This window comes from Paenibacillus sp. sg306046 (assembly GCF_059821225.1).
The window spans coordinates 81,092-100,770 of the sequence record NZ_JCAMRT010000008.1; the positions used below are offsets into that span (position 1 = coordinate 81,092).

The following is a 19,679-nucleotide window of genomic DNA, read 5'->3' on the forward strand; positions in this document are numbered from 1 at the left end:
CAGCCAGTGTGCTCGCCAGTCCGGCCATCGGAACGGAAGCGTGCGACAGGCTGTTTTTTTGTATCAGGACCGGATAGCCGCCAGCCCCGGTCCCTCCCTCAGGAGGATCGGAGCGTCGTTTTCGATTCTCGCAGGTCGGTCGGGTGGTTAAGGTCTTTTTTACGCTTAGGCAAATAGACCGAGAAGGAGGTTCCTTCCTGCGGCTGCGACGCGCATTCGATCCAGCCTCCATAATGCTCGACATAGTTCTGGACGATATGCAAGCCGAGTCCTGAATTGGTGGATTCCGGCTTTGTGGAGTAGCCTTTACTGAAAATTTGCGTGAGCTGCTCCTTCGGAATGAAGGAGCCGGTATTAAATACCGTAATTTTGTACGTGCTCAGCTGCTCCTCCAGCGTCAGCTTCACCGTACGCAGTGCATCCTCCTCGCCGATGGCCTCCACCGCATTTTTCAGCAAATTATGCATGATGCTGGAGAAATAGCTGATCGGCAGCGCCAGCTGCTCGAACGTGCAATCGACATCGCCGCTCACCTGCAGCTCGATTTGTTTGGAAATGCATGTAAGCGACAGGTGGTTCAGCACGGCGCCGAGCACCGGAAATTTAACGGAGCCGATGATCGCCTGGTGGACAATTTCCTTGCACCAGACCGAGATATAGTCTTTGGCCATGTCATATTTGTCCATCACCAGCAGCGCATGAACGGTCTGGATGTTGTTGATCAGCTCATGCTGCGACTTGCGGATGTTCAACATCGTCGACTCGGAGGACTGCACCCAGCGTTCCTTCTCGTTGAGCTGCAGCCGAATCGCCTGCTCCTGTTCCTCCAGCATTTGCAGCTTGCCGTCCTTCATTTCCAGATGATCGCAGAGCTTGGCGTTTTCGATCAGCATCGCAATTTCCGAGGCCAGCAGCCGGAGCGTCTGCAAGCTTTCCTGATGGAAAACATGCGTTGCCAAATTGTTCTCCAGATACAACACGCCGACAAGCTTGCCTGAGCGGGTCAGGGGCACGCTTAATATCGAGCTGGGCCGATGCAGCCGTATGTACGGGTCGCCCGCGAACAGCTCGTCTTGTGCCGCATCATGGAGCAGCACCGTCTCGGCCGAGCGGGCGGCGTATTGGATGACGGATACCGCCGCATGCTGGCAGCTTTCGAGCGGAGCTGCATGCAGCGCTTCAAACGGAGCCCGGATCGCCTTCTCCGCTTCGATGTACAGTCTTCCATCCCGCATAAGCGCCAGCAGTCCGCGCTCTGCGCCCGCACGTTCGAGGGTAATGCCCATGATCATATCAAGCATCTGCTGGAAGACGGCTTCGTTGGAGATGGCTTGAGATGCTTTGATCACGCTCAACAGGTCGATGGAGGCTTCCACTTGTCCCCGATTGACGAGGTAAGGATACCGTTCATCGAGATCGGCCACCTTCCGTACCGCTCCGTTCTGCGCATACAGGGAGCGCGCTTCGACGAGGTAGGATCGGGCAATTTTCAGCTTGCCGCGCTGCAAATAATGGCGGGCCGCGCATTCGCTGGCCAACGCCTCGTAGTTGGTAAACCGATGCTTGCCGGCATAATGAATCGCCTGATCGTACTGCTCCTCGGCCAAGCTGCGATTTCCTGTAATCCGCTGCCATTCCGCCCCCAGCAGCAGCTTCAGATGAAGAAAGTTGTCAGGGGAATGCTGCGCCCATTTGTTCAGCAGCCGCATGCTTGCTTTGATGCGCGCCCGGTACCGTTTTTTCTCCGCAATGGTCGCCTGATCGTACAGAGCCGCAAGCACGAGCGCATAATTGAAATGATGCAAATTCACATGAAGCAGCCCGAACACCGTCAGCAGCGAAGCCTCGGCTTCCTCCAGCAGCTTCTTGGCGTCATGCAGCTGATTGAATATATAATACGTGTGGGCTTGCAGCGCATAATACGTATGAATAACCGCCTTGTTGGTGTAGCCGCTCACCAGCTCCAGCTCCTCGGCTGACATGAAGCATGAGGAACGCGGAGCGTCCGGCGAGGCGAGCAGCGGCGACGGCTCCTTCAGGTCCAGGATGTAGCGCTGCAGGACCGTCAGGATCATGGAGGTGTCCCCGTCCTTCGCTTTCAGGATGAAGTTTTGGTATTGCTCCGTGTCCTTGAACACATCCCCCAGATGATCGCCTTTAAACAGCCGGAGAAAAAAGCTGAAGGTGATCGAGTAGCCCGCGTAAACAAAGTCGCCCGATTCGATTCCGTATTGGTATGCTTTGCGCAGCTGCTCGACATTGGTTGCGACCGGCGCCTTCAGCTGGCTGGCGAATGCCCCGTAGCCAAAGTATACCTTGCACTTGACGGGCAGATCGTTGAAGGAATCGCTCAGCTTGACGCCCAGCATCCCGTAGTCATAGCCGGCTTGCAGACGGCCAAGCAGCGAGCTCATGATGACCCCGTAAGTCGAGTAGGAGAGCGCGCTTGCTTCCGTATGCCCGTTTAACAGCGAGTAATTAAACATCCGCAGCATGAGGTAAATGTACAGTCCTGAGTCCAGGTAATACGCCGGTGCGACCAGATGAAGCAGCAGCCGCATGACGGCCATATGATTCGGCTCGGTAATCGGGGGAATGTCCAGCAGGTCATCGACGCTGCGTGTGCCTTTGCGCAGCTGGGACTTAAACAGCTCCCAGACGATCAACGGCTTGCTGACGGGCGGTCTGATCTTGATTCCGAACAGCTGCAGACCTTCGAGCCCGATCCGGAGCGATTCCTCATGCTCGCCCATGTTCGTGCAGAGCACCATCATCAGCGCGTAGGCGTCAGCCTTCTCCAGCCGTGTCCGGGAGCGGCTGACGGCAAGGGCGAATGAAAGCTTCGCTTCCTCGAAGTAGCCGGACAAATATTCCAGCTCCGCCTTCTCCAGCTGCAGCGCGTAGGCCAGCGTATATTGCGACTCCCAGTGATCCGGCTCCAGCAGGTCGCAGCCGTGCAGCGCGTAACGGAGGCTGGTGTCATAAGCCGAGCTCGTTTTGGCATGCCGGCATGCCTGCAGGTTAAGGGAAGCAAGCTGCTCGCGCTCCTCGCGCGAGGTCAGCAGCGATATCCCCAGATTCAGCTGATTGACGGCCTCGAATAGCTGATTGTTTCCGCCGTCCGTCGTCCCTGAGGTAGTCCGCTGCTCCTCCAGCAGCCGTCCGATCCGCAGGTGGATGCGAGGCTTCTGATCCTTCGGTACAAGCGAGTAGATCGCCTGATAAACTCTGTCGTGCAAAAATTTATAGACGACCGGCTCCTCGGCAGCATCGGCGCGCGCGCTTTTCAACGCATGGATCAAGCCGTCCTTCTCGGCAGCGCCCAGCTCATGCTGCAGGTCAGAGGGAGAGGCGCCGCTGCAGAGCGCCAGCAGGCTCAGGGAAAACTGATGGCCGATGCAAGCGGCTTGCATGAGCAGCACCTGAAGCTGCTCCGGCAGACGTACGATTTTGTTGATCATAAAATCAACCACGTTGTCGGTCATGTGCAGCTCTTGAATTTTCGCTTCATCCCATGTCCAGAGGCAGGTGTCGTAATCAAACCACAGTAGCTGCTGGTCAAAAATGGAACGGAAAAATTGTTTCGTGAAAAACGGATTTCCTTTTGTTTTCTGCATCATCAGCTGCGACAGCTTGCCGGTAGATTGCTCGCTCGGCTGCAAACTGTCTGCCAGCATCCGCTCCAGATGCTCCGGCTGAAGCGGGTCCAGGTGAATTTCGGTATAGGCGATATGCTTGCTGCGCTGGAAGTAGGCCATCATCTGCTGCAGCGGATGCGTGTGGTCCAGCTCGCGTTCACGGCAGGCGGCGACATAGACGCAATGCCGGGCGCTGCTGCCGAGCGTCAAGTCCTTGAGCAGCTGGATCGAGGAGGCATCCGCCCACTGCAGATCGTCCAGAAATACCACAAGCGGCTGCTCCGCGGAAGAGAAGACGGACAAGTAGCTCTGGATCGTCAGCACCATGCGATTGTACATTTCCGCAGGAGGAAGCTTGGGCAGCGGCTGATGCGTACCCAAAATCGGGGCAAGCGCCGGATTCATATCGAGCAGCACCTGGGCGTTTGCGCCGATGAGCTCCAGAATTTGCTGGCGCTTGGCTTCCAGGTCGTCTTGACTCAGCGTCAGCAGATGCTGCACAAGCTGTTTTCCCGCCTGGTGCACGGCGTAATACGGCGTATCCCGCTTGAATTGGTCAAATTTGCCGGTGACAAACAGTCCGCCTTGCTGCACAACCAGCTTCTGAAACTCATGGATCAGGTACGATTTGCCGATGCCGGAGATGCCGGACACAAAGACGACTTCAACGCTGCCTTGGCTTCCCCGCCGGTAAGCCTGCTCCAGCAGCTCCAGCTCGGCTTCCCGGCCGTAAATGGATTCGGATATGATAAATTGATCGGAAATATGGTTGTCGCTGATCGCATAGTCGGCCAGAAAGCCCTCGGTCAGCAGCTTGTCCAGGGCGATGCTCAGATCACGCTTGAGTGCGAAGGCGCTCGAATAACGCTGATCCGGCTGCTTCATCAAGCATTTGCCGATGATATCGGCTATCGGTCTCGGAATATACCGGATGGCAGGCGGCGTCGGTTCAACAGCCACATGCGCATGGACAAGCTCGGAGATGTCCTCACTCTCGAATGGAGGCTTCCCGTACAGCAGCTGGTAGAAGATGATGCCCAGGCTGTACAAATCCGCCCGATGGTCCACCCGGCGGCTTAGCCGCCCGATTCGTTCGGGGGCGGCGTACAGCAGAGCGGTTTTGTTGGTTGCCAGCTCGGCCAGCGCATCATAGCCGGCCTCAGGCACGGAGGCGAAGGGCGTGGTCTGATGCAGCTCGGTCAGCTTGCACATTTTCCGGCCGGGCTCGACAAAGAAGGCGTGCGGCGACAGCGCCAGATGGACATGCTTCAGCTGATGCAGCCTGATGACGGCTTCCGTCATCCCGACGGCCAGATGAAGGAAACGGTTCAGCTCCAGCGGAGCGCCTGTGTGCAGCTCAGCCGTTAGCGGCTGGCCGTCCGCCTGCTGCATCAGAAGGGCGGGAGCGCCGTTCCACTCGCCCGACTGCTCCGGCATCCAGACGTCGGCAGCCGCCAGCTTCCTGGCCTGCTGAAACTCGGCCTGCAGCTGCTGCAGCAGCGGATCAAGCGCTTGTTCAGGCAGCAGCGCCTTGAAATAGCGTACTTGGCCCGTGACCTGCTCCGTGGCGCGAAACAAACCGACTGAGCCGTATTGATCAACCGGTTCAATAGAGGTTTCATTCAAATTCCATACCACTGCTGCGTCCCCCGATGCTAGATGGTCTAATGATGTTTATTTTACTGGCATTATTTGACCGAAGCAACCGTCAGAGCAAATCAATTGCGCGCCGGGAAGGCTATTTCGCATCGCAGCTGTTATGGGTTATAATGTAGGGCATAATCGGGTTCATGGAATCAGGCGGAGGAATAGACATGAAGGTAGCCATTACCGGGGGAACCGGGTTTATCGGCAAACATTTAATTCAATATTTTATTGCGCAGAAGACGAGTTTGATTGTGGTGACGCGCCGCAAGCCGAAGCAAAGCCATGCGCTCGTTCGTTATGTAACTTGGGAGGAATTGGACAAAAACGCCCAATTGCTGGACGGCGTGGATGCGATCGTCAACCTTGCGGGCGAAACGATCAACCAGCGCTGGACGGCTGAGGCCAAGAAGCGGATCTTGCAGTCCCGGCTTGATGCGGTGGCCCATGTCCGGAAATGGATCGAGCGGGCGGAGACGAAGCCTGCGCTGATCAACGCATCGGCGGTTGCAATCTACGGCGTGTCCGAGACGGAGTCGTTTATTGAAGAGAGCGAGTGGAAGAAGGACGATTTCCTCTCCAGCGTTGTGGACGAGTGGGAATCGGCCGCCGAGCAAATTCCCGATGCCCGTGTCGTGCTGCTGCGGCTTGGGGTTGTGCTGGGCAAAGACGGAGGCGCTTTTCCCAAGATGACGGCCCCCTTCAAGTTCGGGATGGGCGGGCGGATCGGCACCGGTCGTCAGCAGCTGTCGTGGATTCATATCGACGATCTGTGCCGACTGATCGACTTCTGTATCGGGCAGGACGATCTGGAGGGCCCGGTGAATGCGACGAGTCCCGTGGGACTCAGCAATGATGAGTTTGGCCGGCAGATTGCGCAGCGGATGAACAAGCCGTATCGGTTTCCTGTACCGGCATTTATGATGAAGCTGCTGTTTGGCGAGATGAGCATGCTGCTGCTGCAGGGTCAGCGCGTGCTGCCGAAGGTTGCGCTGGAGCGTCATTTTCATTTTAACTACCCGGTGCTGGAGCTGGCGTTAATGGAGCTGCTGCCGGAGCAGAAGTAGGGGGAACGGAAGATGCTGACGTATGGAAGTGTGGAGATCACGGAGCTGCAATTCGTCGCGATGACCCATATGGTGGACGTGCGCGATTCGCATTGGTTTGATATCCAAATCCGGTTCGAGGTGGCGGATGCTTCGCTTGTGCCGGATTCGGTGACCGATCTAGGGGCGCTGCTCGTAGCAACGTCGGACGGCTTGCTGATGGACATCGCGGTTCAGGATGAAGGGCGCGACTGCGAGTACCAGTTCACCGAGTCGGAAAAGGAGCAGCTGCGGCGTTATTATGAGCAGCAGGTGCGGCCCATGCTGCCGGTGGCGCGTTAGCAGGCTGCAAGCGTTAGCAGGCTGCAAGCGAGAAAACAGATCGTGTACAGCACGGGGCCTGGCCGCTCCCAAGCGGCTAGGCCTGGTTAATAACGACCTTAACCTCCACGGTGAAGTGGAGGTTAAGGTCGTTCGCATGCTCAGGCCAGCCCGAAATTTCGGGCTGGCCTGACTTTGTGCGGGCAGCTTCGTTATTTTTTCTTCTCCATGGCGGCGCGCAGCGCCTCCTCCAGGCTGGAGCCCATCGGCGATTTGTCGCTGTATTGCTCGGCCAGCTTGCTCTGCTCGCGCTTGGCATTGCGTCCGCCCCGGCCGCCACCCGGCGAATCGCCAAGCATTTCAATCACATTGCAGGGCTTGCACTGGGCGTATTTGCCGGCCTTGCCGTCATGCAGCTCCATTTTTTTGCGGCATTGCGGGCAGCGCTTGTTCAGCAGCGGAGCTTCGGCATTGCGTCGATAGCTGCACTCGCGATTGCTGCAGACAAGCCGCTTGCCGTGCTTGCCCTTGATTTCCTGCAGCAGCTCGCTGCATTCCGGACAACGCGATCCTGTCAGGTTATGCGGCTTGTAGGTGGCGCTGCTGACCTTCACCTCGCGGACAAGCGTCTCCGTCTGCTGGCGGATGCGGCTCATGAAGGCGTCGGCGTCCCCGTGTCCGGTTGAGATGCGCTGCAGCTCCTGCTCCCAGGCGGCGGTCAGCTCGGCCGAACGGAGGTCGGCGGAGACGAGACTGAGCAGCTGGGCGCCTTTGCCTGTAGGCTGCAAGGTATTCATTCGGCGCTCAATCGTATCGGTCTGCAGCAGCTTCTCAATAATATCGGCGCGTGTCGCCGGAGTGCCGAGGCCGTGCTTTTCCATAACGGTCAGCAGCGCTGCTTCCGTGTACCGGCCGGGCGGGCGGGTCATCTGCTTGTGCAGCGACAGACGGCGCGTGTCGAGCTTCTGTCCTTGCGTCAACGGCGGCAGCGGCTGGGCGGCTCCGCCGGTTTCCGCGGACGAGCTGTCCGGCTCGTCGTTGTCGGTCTCTGCCCATACAGCTTCCGTGTACAGCTGACGCCAGCCCAGGTCGCGGACGACTCGGCCCTTGGCGTGAAAAGCTTCACCGCCGAGCTGGACCATGACGGCTGTCTCATCATACCGGTGCGGGGGATAAAACAGCGCCAGAAACCGTTTGACAATCAGGTCGTACAGCTTGCGCTCATCCGCGCCGAGCAGGTGGAGGGCCGGTCGCTCATCGGTCGGAATGATCGCGTGATGGTCGGTTACCTTGCTGTCATCGGCGATGCGCTTGGTGACGGTCAGCGGCGCGGCCAGCAGCGGCTTGATCAGGCTGGCATACGGCGCCACCTGAAGCGCCCGAAGCCGTCCGGCCAGCGTCGGCACGATATCGGTAGACAAGTAGCGGGAATCGGTGCGCGGATATGTGACCAGCTTATATTGCTCATACAGCCGCTGCAGGACGTTGGACGTTTGCTTGGCGGTGAATCCGTACCGCTTGTTCGCATCGCGCTGCAGCTCCGTCAGATCGTAGGCGAGCGGGTGCGGCTCCTGCTTTTCGGTTCGCTTGAGCTGCGCTACCTGAGCGGTCGCCGCGCGTTCAAGCTTGGCCGCCAGCGCTTCCGCCGCCGTGCGATCGAACAGGCGGCCGTCCGGCACGGCCCCGCTGCGCCATTGGCCCTGGAAGGAGCCGAAGTCGCAGCGCAGCAGCCAGTAGTCTTTGGACTGAAATGATTGAATATGCTGCTCGCGCTCCATTAGGGTAGCCAAAGTCGGGGTTTGCACGCGTCCGGCGGCGAGCTGCGCGCCATGCTTGCAGGTCAGCGCCCTCGTCAAATTCAGACCGATCAGCCAGTCAGCCTCGGCGCGGCAAACGGCGGCGCGGTACAGCCGGTCGTAATCACGGCCGGGTTTGAGCGCGGCGAAGCCGTCGCGGATCGCTTTGTCCGTCTGCGACGAAATCCACAGCCGCTTGAACGGCTTGCGCCATTGCACCAGCTCCATAATCCAGCGGGCGACCAGCTCGCCTTCCCGCCCGGCATCCGTGGCGATGATCAGCTCCTTCAGATCACTGCGCTTGGCGAGCGCGGAGATCGCCTTGAACTGCGGCGTCGTTTCGCGGATGACTTTGAGCTTCATGCGGGCAGGGACAAGCGGCAGATCCTCCAGCCGCCATTCCTTGTAGGTCGGGTTGTAGTCCTCCGGCTCCGCGAGGGTGACGAGATGGCCGAGAGCCCAGGTGACGACATAACCCGGCCCTTCGAAGTGATGCTTCTGCTTCTGGCTGCAGCCGAGCACGCGGGCGATTTCTTTGGCCACACTCGGTTTTTCGGCTAATACAAGCGATTTCATTGGAATAAGTGCTCCTTTTCTTGGTCCTGCTGATCAGGCGTTGTCTAACCCTTGTTGTACCATATTTTTGCGTCAGGCGCTAATGATGACAACTTTTGTCTTAGTAACGGGGTATAACTAAACAAAAATGAACGGTCTGCTGCAAAGGAGCCGGAAGAACGCGCGAGCAGAAATGGAGCGGTACAGAGATGAGCAAATCGAAGCGGTTGCTGGAATTGATGATTGCGGTAAATAAAAAGCGGAAATTTACGGTGCGGGAGCTGGCTGAGGAGTTTCAGGTGTCGAAGCGCACCATTATGCGGGATTTGCAGGTGCTGGATGAGCTGGGGCTGCCGCTGTATGCGGAATACGGTCCGCATGGCGGCTACCGGGTGCTGAACGAGCGGCTGCTGCCGCCGATTATGTTTTCGGAGCAGGAGGCGGTGGCGATGTTTTTCGCGTACCAGTCCTTGCAGCATTACGGAGCGCTGCCGTTTGATCAGGAGGCGGTAACCGCCCTCAACAAATTTTACTATTACTTGCCCGAGGATACGAAGCTGAAAATTGATGCGATGAAGCAGCGAATCGTGTTCTGGTCGCCTCAGCGGCCGGTGACGATGCCGTTTTTGAGCCTGCTGCTGGATGCGGCGATGCAGCAGCGCCCGCTGCGGGTTACGTACGATTCCAAGGATGGAGCGAAGGATCGGGTCATTCAGCCGATTGGCGTTTATTCCCATAACGGGTTCTGGTATGCTCCGGCGTTTTGCTTTCTCAAGGAGCGGACGCAGCTGTTCCGGGCGGATCGGCTGCTGGAGGCGGACTGGGCCGAGGAGGGGCATCCGGTGATGGAGCAGGGCGGCTGGTCGGTCAGCCAATGGCTGAAGTCGCCCGGCCAGCTGCCCGGCACGCCGGACCCGCAGGAAGGCGGCTCCACGAAGCTGGAGCTGGAGTTGCGTCTGACGGCGGAGGGTGTCCGCAAGCTGCGCTGGGAAAGCGGGTTTGATCAGGCGCTGCAGGTGGACGACCAAGGGGCGGGCCGGCTGCGGTTGAGCATTGATGCAAGCGAGACGGATTTTTATGTGCGGTATTTCACCGGGCTTGGTTCGGATGTCGTGATCGTCAAGCCGGAATCGGTGGTCGCGGAGGTTCGCAGCTGGCTGCGCGAGCTGAGGGGAGCGTACGGGGATTAAGGGGGAAACAGGGGCGTATAGCGGTGAAATAGGCGGGGGATAGGTCATGGCATGGGGAATAAAGGGGGCTGCACGGCGAATAGCCGCCCGAACGGGCGGCTTATGCAGCGATGCGGGTTGTTCTGCAGCTTACCGCACCGGTTACGTAGTGCAGGGTGTCCATCGGCTTGTCGCCCGGCTGGTCGGCTAACGAGATGCCGAGCGTAATGCCGCGGAAGCCTTGAATGTCGCCGATTCGCTGCATAAATGCGGCCCACTGCGGAGGGATGGTCGGCATAGGACCGCCTGGCTGGAAGGCGTGCTTCTGTGCAACACCGACGACAAGCAGCTCGTCAAACGTGCGGATAACGGGCGGTTGGAAATAAATGGTCGCAGAATCAGCTCCTCTGGGAATCTGGGATCAACGACTTCAGCCAGTATTGCATCTAATGGTGACAAGTTCTGGAGTCATTGGACAAAAATCATTCTTTTTCGTGCGTTCATATTGTCATTTTGGAAGAAAAAAACTATAATGGAATTAATAATTGTGGTTAATTGTTCTAATGTTATAAGAAATTGAGAGATTTACATTGTTACTGGATCTTTCCTTCCTGGGGCGAATCATTCGTGCTAGAGGTAATCAGGATGCCGGGCAAACAGGTAAGAAATTTTGGGTACGGGACAGGGGTGTGGTTAATCGCTCGGGAATTGGATACAGGAATACTTGTAACCCTTTCAGCGATGTTATCCTTTTAGAAAGAGAACAAAAGGATAGCATAGAATCGTCTGTTCGGGTTATTTTTTGTGAGGCGGACGGAATTTATTCCGTTTGTGCCTGGAGCGAATCGAACGAAAGGAATGGATATAACGATGCAAGAGCAGGTCGGCGTGAACCAAGAGCAGCGTAATCGAAAAGTTTCTTTTTTTAGCAGGATATCCGTAAAATTAACGACTATCGTGGTGACTCTGGTTATTTTACTTTGCGTCGCCTTTGCAGGAGTGGAGAGTGATACTAGCAGTAAGCTGGTCAGACAGCTGGAGCAGCAGATTACATTAAGACTGAACGTAGGCATTCAGGAGGTAAGTACGGCTTTAGCTTCTGTTTCGGGGAACGCAAGTACAATTGATAGCGCCAAGCATCCGGCTTACGCTCAAATTGAAGCGCAGTTTGAGCGGACCAAGCGTGAAAATGGTTTTGAAAATGTCTTTATTCTGGGACGACTGCAAAACAAGGAGCAAGTTATTTACGCATCCGTTGCGGAATATGGCACCGAATATGCATTTACGCCATTCATGAAGGAGGCGATGGAAACCGGAGCAACCGTTTTCAGTCCAATTTATAGCGATGAATACGGCACTTTCAAATCGGTGTTTATACCTGTGAAGGATAGCAGCGGACAAGTTTTTGGCGTGGCGGGTATTGATATTGACGCATCGGTTGTCGAACAGGTCAAAGCGGATGTTTTGCGGGCAACGTTGATCCTCATTGCGGTAGCGGCGGTGTTGGGTATACTGGTCGCTTATTTGTTGAGCCGCAGTATAACGAAACCCATTCTAACGCTTATGCGCGAGATGGAAAGGGTTGCTGCCGGCGATTTGTCGCAGCAAACGGAAATCCGGCGTAAGGATGAGCTGGGCAAGTTGGGTGAAGCGTTTTCGGACATGCGCAGCAATCTGGATGTGTTGATTCGGAAAATTTCCGAATCGGCGGTTACCGTAAAGGGAACCAGCGGGCAGCTTTACCATTCCGCCACGGATATGAGCGCAAGCTCGCAGCAGGTTGCTGCATCAATGAACAGCATGAATGAGGGCACCGCCGAGGTGGCGGCATCAATTGTCGACAGCACGTCTTCAATTGCTGAGGTAAGCGCCGATTTGAGCAAGGTGGCGTCCGAGGTGCAGACGATGCAGCAGCTGGCGGCTACGATGTCCGAGCATTCAAAAAGCGGGCAGCGACTGGTTGAAAATACGCTGGGACAGATGGGCGAGGTTCAGCAAAAAATGAGAGATTCTCAGGAAGCCGCTGTCCGGCTTGGCTCCCGCTCCAAGGAAATCGGAGATATTATTGATATGATTACCGGCATTGCAACGCAAACCAATTTGCTTGCGCTGAACGCTTCAATTGAGGCAGCCAGAGTTGGCGAGCAGGGCAAGGGCTTTGCTGTGGTGGCGGGCGAGGTAAGGAAGCTTGCCGAGGAATCGTCGCGGGCGGCCGGCTCCATCGCGGGGCTGATTTCCAGCACGCAGCTGGAGAGTGCGCGTGTGCTGGAGAGCATTGAGCAGGGCAATCATGCAATGGAAAATGGACAAAGCTGGATCCAGGAAATGCAAGGAAATTTCCAGCTGATCTTTAACGGAATCGCTTCGTTTTCTGCCCCTATGACGGGGTTGAGTCAGGCGATTAAAAAGGCGGAGCATTCGTTTGAAAGCATTTCCGGCAGGATGCAGCAAATTTCGGGCATTACAGAGGAGCAGTCTGCCGGATATGAGGAGATTGCAGCAGCGGTGCAGGAGCAAAGTGCAACGATGCAGCAGATCACGGCGTCCTTTCGCAGCCTGTCAGATATGGCAAGCGAATTGCAGCAAACCGTCCAGAAATTCAAGCTTTAGCGCATAACGCCGCCTTAGCTGAATTTTTGCGTACTTGGCCGGGCCATTTGTTCGTAATCACGCACTACACAAAACCGATGAGGAGAATAGAAGATGACATCCTACAACGATTACCCGCCAGTACCCGGTATTGATACCAAGCTGTTCGAACTCGGAGAACAGGCGCTGCCTGCCGTCCAATTTAATGAAGCGTTGGGTCAATTGAAGGCGTATACTCAGCTCTACAAATCCAATTTCTTGGGCTATCAGGCCAATCAGGCGTTAAATTATAAGGACGATCTTGCCGACTACCTCAACATGCATTTGAATAATATCGGAGATCCGTTCCAATCGGGCAATTTCATGCTGAATACCAAATGGATCGAGCGGGCGGTGCTGGACTATTTTGCCAAGCTGTGGAATGCCAAATCGCCGCATAATGACAAGGATGGCGACTCTTACTGGGGTTATGTTGTCTCCATGGGAGGCACGGAGGGCAATCTTTACGGCTTAAGAAATGCAAGAGACTATTTGTCGGGCAAGCTGCTCGCATCCGATATTGCAAATCCGAATGCCGACGGCGAATTGCAGCGGGACGATCAGCCCGTTCAGCTTCGCAGCAAGCTGTATCAAGGTCGGTTTTTGAAGCGGCAGGAGGCGAGGGCTGAAGGCGGCCAGACTGCTGAGCCGAATGGCAGTGTGTCTGGAGAAGAGCTGCATGAGGACAACCCCAACGCCTACATTCCGATCTTGTTTTATTCGGAGGATACGCACTATTCCATTGACAAAATCAAGGATTTGCTGCTGCTGCCCACCTTCTCGGAATATGGAAATGCACATTACCCGAAGGAATCTCCCGTTGGCGGCGATTGGCCGGAGAAGGTTCCGTCCAACGATGACGGCTCCGTCAATCTGGATGCGCTCAAGGAGCTCGTAGCGTTTTTTGCTGCCAAAGGCCATCCCATCGTTGTCAATTTTAATTTCGGCACAACGTTCAAGGGTGAGTACGATCAGGTGGAAAAAGCTGTGAATGAGTTACTGCCGATTCTGAAGGCCAATCATTTGTTTGAGCGTGATCTGCACGTCGTGGTTGGAGACAAAACGGTCAGCAGCCGACGCAACGGTTTCTGGTTCCATGTGGACGGAGCGCTTGGCGCCGCTTATATGCCTTTTCTGGAAATGGCCAAGAGGCAAGGACGATATTCCGGAGATGTGCCTGTTTTTGATTTCCGAACTTACGTCCATTCGATTTCCGTTAGCGGACATAAGGAAATTGGAGCGCCGTGGCCAACGGGCGTCTATATGAGCAAAACAAAATATTTGCTTAACTTTGTCGATGTCAGCTATGTCGGGGCTCGCGATTCCACCTTGTCGGGATCACGTAACGGATTTTCCGCCTTGCTGCTGTGGCATTATTTTGCCAAGCACTCCTATGCCGATCAGGTGGACAAAGCGATTCGGCTGGAAAATTTGGCGCAAAGAGCCTACGAAGAGCTGCAGCTTTTGCAACAGACCGTATGGCGCGAACTGGATTTGCATATAGGTCGTTCGCCAGGTGCGCTGACCGTAAGGTTTTTGAAGCCGAATCCGTCTATTGTCACCCGCTTTTCCTTGTCAACCGAGCAGTTGGACGGGGTTAGCTACGCTCATATTTTTACAATGGAGCATGTGACAGATCAGTTGATTTTAACGCTGATGGATGCTCTCAAGGCAAGCGATGCCTTCGATCAGCCGAAGACCATCGGAGACGTCTTTACCCATGAACAGGGATTGGGCTTTAAATAAGCCGACAGCTTATATTTTGGTATTTCAGCTTTCATCCGTTGGGCCCGCGGCGTTTGCCGTTGGGCCTTTTCGGCCTGCACGTGCGGATATCCGGCGCAAAAATCAGGTGAAGGCGTGGAGCCGGACGACCGAATCATGCTATAATACCGTACAACGCCTTGAATTGGAAGAGAGTGAGCGGGGGCATGAATCCTAGAGAGCAGTTCGGACTTATCGATATTTACTTGTTCGATCAGTTATTGAAGGGCCGGATTGCGCCTGGCATGCAGGTCCTGGATGCAGGATGCGGAGAAGGCCGCAATCTTCGTTATTTTATACGGGAGCATTACGACGTATATGGCGTTGACCGCTCTGCGGAGGCGATTGAGGCTGTGCGCCGCATGGCCGGGGAAATTGGCTTGCCGCCCGAGCAGCTGGAGGAACGGTTCCGGGTGGAGCCGCTAGAGAAGCTTAGCTTCGCCAACGACACCTTTGATGTCGTGATTGCCTGCGCGGTTCTGCATTTTGCCGAACACGACGAGCAATTCAGGCAAATGCTGACCGAGCTGTGGCGCGTGCTGAAGCCGGGAGGGCTGCTATTTGTACGTCTGGCCTCGACAATCGGGCTGGAGCAGCAGGCTGTACCGCTCGGCAATCGGCGGTTTGCGCTGCCCGACGGCAGCGAGCGATATTTGGCTGATCTGGACATGCTGCGCAAATGGACGGAAAAGCTGCACGGGCTGCTGCTGGAGCCGATCAAAACGGTTCAGGTCGAGCAGCTGCGCTCAATGACGACGTGGTGCGTGAAGAAGCCGCGCCTGTTATTTTTCGACCCGATTGCCGAACAGACGGGGGAGTATGGAGAACAAGGAGAGAGACAAGAACCATGAAGATGAGAGTTTCGGCGGTACAATATCATTTGCATACCGTGGCAAGCTTCGAGGAGTTTGCCGATCAGGTTGAGCATTACGTCAAGACGGCAGCTGAGTTTGAAGCCGACTTTGTGCTGTTTCCGGAGCTGTTCACGACACAGCTGCTGTCGATCGGCACGCCGGATAATCGCAAGGTCGGACTGCCGATTACGGCGCTGCCCGGCTTTACGGAGGATTACGAGGCGCTGTTCCGGCGGCTGGCGACGACGACAGGGATGCACCTGATCGGCGGCACCCACATCGTGGAGGAGGGCGGGACGCTGTATAATGCGGCGTACCTGTTTTATCCGGACGGCCGGATCGCAACGCAGCGCAAGCTGCATATTACGCCGTCCGAGGTCAAGGAGTGGCGGATGGGCGCGGGTGATTCGCTGGCCGTTTTCGATACGGATAAAGGGAAAATTGCTTTGCTGATTTGCTACGACATTGAATTTCCAGAAATTGTGCGGATGGCAAAGGCACGCGGAGCGGACGTTATTTTTTGCCCGTCGTGCACGGATGACCGGCATGGCTTCCACCGGGTGCGTTATACGTGTCACGCTCGCGCGATTGAAAATCAGGTGTATGTGGTCACGACCGGCACAGTCGGTTCGCTGCCGACCGTTGACTTTATGCGGGGCAATTACGGGCAGGCAGCCCTTATCACGCCGAATGATGTGCCGTTTCCGCCGGCTGGCATCATGACCGCAGGCGAAATCAACGGGGATATGATCATCACCGGCGATCTGGACCTGCATCTGCTGTACCAGGTGCGGGAGAAAGGCTCCGTGACCACGTGGCGGGATCGTCGCACCGATTTGTATACCGACTGGAGCTAGGAGGGAGCAGGCATGCACAGGTTCAGCTACCGCAAGGAACTGTACGTGATGGACGGCGACCATCCGGTGAAGGCGGTGATCCGCCCGTATACGAAGGCCGACTTTGCCGGCATGATTCGCATTCAGCAGGAATGCTTCCCGCCGCCGTTTCCTGCGGAGCTGTGGTGGAATGAGGAGCAGTTGGGCAATCATGTGAGCCTGTTTCCGGAAGGAGCATTATGCGTCGAAATCGAAGGCGAGCTGGTCGCCTCCATGACCGGTCTGCTGGTGAATTACGAGCCGGGCGACCCGGACCACAACTGGGTGGAAATGACGGATGCCGGATATATTTCCAACCATCGGGCTGACGGCAACACGTTATACGTCGTCGATATCGGGGCCAGACCCGCCTATCGCAAGCTGGGGCTGGGCAAATGGCTGATGCTGTCGATGTACGAGGTCGTTGTGCGCTTGAACCTGGATCGGCTGCTGGGCGGCGGGCGGCTTCCGGGCTACGACCGGGTTGCCGCTGACATGAAGGCGGAAGCTTATGTGCAGGCTGTACTGGCAGGGCAGCTGAAGGACCCGGTCATGACGTTTTTGCTCAAATGCGGCCGGACGCCCGTCAAGCTGGTGGCGAATTATCTTGAAGATGAGGAATCGCACAATTACGCGATGCTGATGGAGTGGCGCAACCCGTTCCGCGCCGGGTAGCAGCAAGCTGCTTGCAAGGCAGAGCCATGCTGATTGTAATGTCCGAAGTTTCGCTCAGAAAGGTTGGGGGAGCGGTCGAGAGACCCGTTTCCTCCGGCTTATTTGGCAATTCCGCTAAACCGCGAAGGCAGCTTCGCCGAATTGGCCTCGTGTAGAAGCTTCCCTGATTGCGTGCGGCTTCGCACAAAAACTTAATATACTTTTTTGTTGACTAAGTCTGTCATCGGCGTGATAATAGAACGAGTACAGGCAAACCCATGCTCCCGGAGAGAAGACGGAAGCGGCGCAAAGCAAGCCGGGATCGCTTGGAAAGCGCAGGAGACAGGAGCCAGGAACGAAGAAAGCAAATGCGAGCCAGGAAGCAGCATTTGACCAGACTGAGAACGAAAGAAGGAAAAACGTATGAACGACCCTACTCACCCGCAGCAGGCTCAAGCCGGAGAGAAGCTGCTCCGCGTACTGGTTTTCACCTTGATTTTATCCGTGATGAACGCCTCGATGTTTAACGTCGTTTTGCCGGAAATCAGCCGGCAGTTTCAATTGAACGCCTCGCAGGTCAGCTGGATTGTAACGAGCTATATGATTGTATATGCAATCGGCTCGATGACCTTCGGCAAGCTGGCGGACAAGTACAAGCTGAAGGACTTGCTGACGATCGGCTTGATTTTTTTCGCGCTTGGCTCGATTGTCGGGCTGGCGGCGACGCAGTTCTGGATGGTTATCGCTGGACGGGTGCTGCAGGCGGCAGGCGCTTCGGTCATTCCGGCGACGGCGATGATTATCCCGATCCGCTATTTTTCGCCGGAAAAACGGGGCCGGGCGTTGGGAACGACGGCTATCGGCTTGTCGCTTGGAGCGGCGCTTGGTCCGATTGTTGCCGGCTTCGTGACGAGCTTCGCCAGCTGGAGGCTGTTGTTTGCGTTGTCGATTTTGGCGCTGCTGACGCTGCCGTTTTACCGCAAATATTTGGATGATGAGCGTGGAAGCGCGGGCCGGATCGACTTTGCCGGCGGAGGGCTGCTGGCAGCTGCCGTCGCTTCACTGCTGCTTGCCATTACGTTGTCCTCGCTGGCGCTGGTCGGCGCGGGCGTCATCCTGTTTGTTTTGTTTATGCTTCGAATCCGGACGGCGGCTGAGCCCTTTGTCCAGCCTGCGCTATTCCGCAACAAAGCGTATGTAAGCGGCTTGCTGATCGCTTTTCTGGCTACGAGCTTCAGCTTCGGCATCGCCTTCACCATTCCGCAGCTGCTTGCCAATGTGAACCACGTCAGCCCGGCCGCGATCGGTTTTCTGATGTTTCCGGCGGCCATTTCCTCTGCGCTGCTGGGGAAGAAGGGCGGCAAGCTTGCTGATGACAAAGGCAATTCGTTTCTGGCGTACGCCGCGTCCTTTCTGCTGCTGGGCTGCTTTCTGGCGTTGTCTACGGTAGCCGGACTGTCGCCGTACTGGGTTGCGCTGTTTCTGATTATCGGGTATATCGGGCAAATTTTTATGCAAATTGCGATGTCCAACACGGTTTCCCGCACGTTGGCCAAGGAGCAGGCGGGAATTGGCATGGGGCTGTTTTCCATGCTGAATTTTATTGCGGGAGCAGCAGCTACAGCCGTGCTCGGCAAGACGCTTGATTTGGGCACGCCTGCCTTCCAGCTGAATCCGCTGTTTACCGCACAGGATGGACTGATCTTCAGTAACATTTTCCTGATTTTGGGTCTGCTGCTGGTCGGAGTGATTGTGCTGTACCGAAGCCTGTTTGGTCAAAGGCTGAAGCCAGACGCCAGCCAGGCCAGGACGTCTCCGCTTCGTTAAACCGGTAAGCTGGGTCGGGCTGTGGGATCGGGTTGGGATCGCGCGCAGCGCACAGGCTTCGCACAGGTTTAAAGCGGCTTTTCTCCGGCAACACTGGACGTAAAGCCGTGGATGCCAAAGGAGGAGAAGATACCTATGCGTATGCTGACGCACAAACGAAGTCTGGCCGGAGCGGCGGCGCTGTCGCTGCTGCTGCTCTCAGGCTGCGATAACAGTCTGTTGACCTGGATAAAAACCGATGCGAAGACGAAGCCGGGCTACGATGCGCCGCATGGCGAAGGCAGCACGGCGGTGATGGCGGCAGAGAGCCGGGACGCATCCGTGCGAGTGAAGCTGCTTGACGCGAAGGGGCAGGCGGCTGGAGAGGTTGTCTTGACGCAAACCCCGGAGGGCGTGCGGCTGGAAGGAGAAGCCCGCGGCTTGACGGCCGGGGAGCATGGCTTCCATGTGCATGAGCGGGGAAACTGTCTGGCGCCTGATTTTCAGTCGGCAGGCGGTCATTTTAACCCGGGCGGCCATGCCCACGGCACCCATAACGCAGACGGCGGCCACGCAGGCGATCTGCTCAATGTGACGGCGGATGCGCAAGGCGTTGCGCCGATCCGGTTTGTGGCGTCCGGAGTGACGCTGGAGCCGGGCAAGCCAAATACGCTGCTGAGGCAAGACGGAACGGCGCTGGTCATTCATGAGAAGGCGGATGATTACAAGTCCGCGCCTGCCGGCAATGCCGGGGCGCGAGTTGCTTGCGGCGAAATTAAGCAGGGCTGATGACAGACGGCCGTTTGCACAGATTGAGACGTACAGAAAAAGACGTGTTCATTCCCATTCGGATGGTGATGAACACGTCTTTTTCAGTTAAGCGCTTGGCTGTAGAGCAAGCGGCTCTTCGTGCTTGCCCGCCCGGTTCG

The 19,679-nt window shown here is 56.4% G+C and carries 13 protein-coding genes; 10 read left to right on the top strand and 3 right to left on the bottom strand.

Annotated elements, in window-relative coordinates:
* Nucleotides 1-98: 98 nt before the first annotated feature.
* Nucleotides 99-5,276 carry an AAA family ATPase gene (locus AC6ROY_RS10405; protein ID WP_500100281.1) on the bottom strand — a complete coding sequence of 1,726 codons (5,178 nt, stop codon included), beginning with the start codon at nucleotides 5,274-5,276 and terminating at the stop codon, nucleotides 99-101.
* Nucleotides 5,277-5,452: 176 nt separating this feature from the next.
* Here AC6ROY_RS10405 and AC6ROY_RS10410 point away from each other — a divergent pair, with 176 nt between their 5' ends.
* Both AC6ROY_RS10410 and AC6ROY_RS10415 read left to right on the top strand, forming a co-directional pair.
* The gene (locus AC6ROY_RS10410; protein WP_500100282.1) at nucleotides 5,453-6,349 is read left to right on the top strand and encodes a TIGR01777 family oxidoreductase; all 897 of its coding nucleotides are present in this window, start codon (nucleotides 5,453-5,455) and stop codon (nucleotides 6,347-6,349) included.
* A gap of 12 nt (nucleotides 6,350-6,361) precedes the next feature.
* The gene (locus AC6ROY_RS10415) at nucleotides 6,362-6,670 is read left to right on the top strand and encodes a hypothetical protein (protein WP_500100283.1); all 309 of its coding nucleotides are present in this window, start codon (nucleotides 6,362-6,364) and stop codon (nucleotides 6,668-6,670) included.
* A gap of 191 nt (nucleotides 6,671-6,861) precedes the next feature.
* Here the strand turns inward: AC6ROY_RS10415 and AC6ROY_RS10420 are convergent, their stop codons facing one another.
* Nucleotides 6,862-9,021 carry a DNA topoisomerase III gene (locus AC6ROY_RS10420; protein ID WP_500100284.1) on the bottom strand — a complete coding sequence of 720 codons (2,160 nt, stop codon included), beginning with the start codon at nucleotides 9,019-9,021 and terminating at the stop codon, nucleotides 6,862-6,864.
* A 188-nt stretch (nucleotides 9,022-9,209) separates the two neighbouring features.
* On the opposite strand from AC6ROY_RS10420, the gene AC6ROY_RS10425 reads away from it, so the two are divergent.
* Nucleotides 9,210-10,190, top strand: coding sequence for a helix-turn-helix transcriptional regulator (locus AC6ROY_RS10425; RefSeq protein ID WP_500100285.1), 981 nt, complete (start codon nucleotides 9,210-9,212; stop codon nucleotides 10,188-10,190).
* A gap of 100 nt (nucleotides 10,191-10,290) precedes the next feature.
* Here AC6ROY_RS10425 and AC6ROY_RS10430 read toward each other — a convergent pair whose 3' ends face one another.
* Nucleotides 10,291-10,467 carry a hypothetical protein gene (locus AC6ROY_RS10430; protein ID WP_500100286.1) on the bottom strand — a complete coding sequence of 59 codons (177 nt, stop codon included), beginning with the start codon at nucleotides 10,465-10,467 and terminating at the stop codon, nucleotides 10,291-10,293.
* Between the two features lie 701 nt (nucleotides 10,468-11,168).
* Here AC6ROY_RS10430 and AC6ROY_RS10435 point away from each other — a divergent pair.
* From AC6ROY_RS10435 to AC6ROY_RS10465, 7 genes are all read left to right on the top strand, one after another.
* Nucleotides 11,169-12,779, top strand: a complete 1,611-nt coding sequence (locus AC6ROY_RS10435; RefSeq protein ID WP_500100287.1) for a methyl-accepting chemotaxis protein — start codon at nucleotides 11,169-11,171, stop codon at nucleotides 12,777-12,779.
* A gap of 93 nt (nucleotides 12,780-12,872) precedes the next feature.
* The gene (locus tag AC6ROY_RS10440; protein ID WP_500100288.1) at nucleotides 12,873-14,543 is read left to right on the top strand and encodes a pyridoxal-dependent decarboxylase; all 1,671 of its coding nucleotides are present in this window, start codon (nucleotides 12,873-12,875) and stop codon (nucleotides 14,541-14,543) included.
* A 185-nt stretch (nucleotides 14,544-14,728) separates the two neighbouring features.
* Entirely contained in the window at nucleotides 14,729-15,412 is a 684-nt protein-coding gene (locus AC6ROY_RS10445; RefSeq protein WP_500100289.1) for a class I SAM-dependent methyltransferase, read from the top strand.
* Nucleotides 15,409-16,272, top strand: a complete 864-nt coding sequence (locus AC6ROY_RS10450) for a carbon-nitrogen hydrolase family protein (protein ID WP_500100290.1) — start codon at nucleotides 15,409-15,411, stop codon at nucleotides 16,270-16,272. Before AC6ROY_RS10445 ends, AC6ROY_RS10450 begins: the two co-directional genes overlap by 4 nt.
* A 12-nt stretch (nucleotides 16,273-16,284) precedes the next feature.
* Nucleotides 16,285-16,965, top strand: a complete 681-nt coding sequence (locus tag AC6ROY_RS10455; RefSeq protein ID WP_500100291.1) for a GNAT family N-acetyltransferase — start codon at nucleotides 16,285-16,287, stop codon at nucleotides 16,963-16,965.
* 402 nt (nucleotides 16,966-17,367) lie between these two features.
* Entirely contained in the window at nucleotides 17,368-18,771 is a 1,404-nt protein-coding gene (locus AC6ROY_RS10460; protein ID WP_500100292.1) for an MFS transporter, read from the top strand.
* Between the two features lie 135 nt (nucleotides 18,772-18,906).
* Nucleotides 18,907-19,539 carry a superoxide dismutase family protein gene (locus AC6ROY_RS10465; protein WP_500100293.1) on the top strand — a complete coding sequence of 211 codons (633 nt, stop codon included), beginning with the start codon at nucleotides 18,907-18,909 and terminating at the stop codon, nucleotides 19,537-19,539.
* Nucleotides 19,540-19,679: the final 140 nt, after the last annotated feature.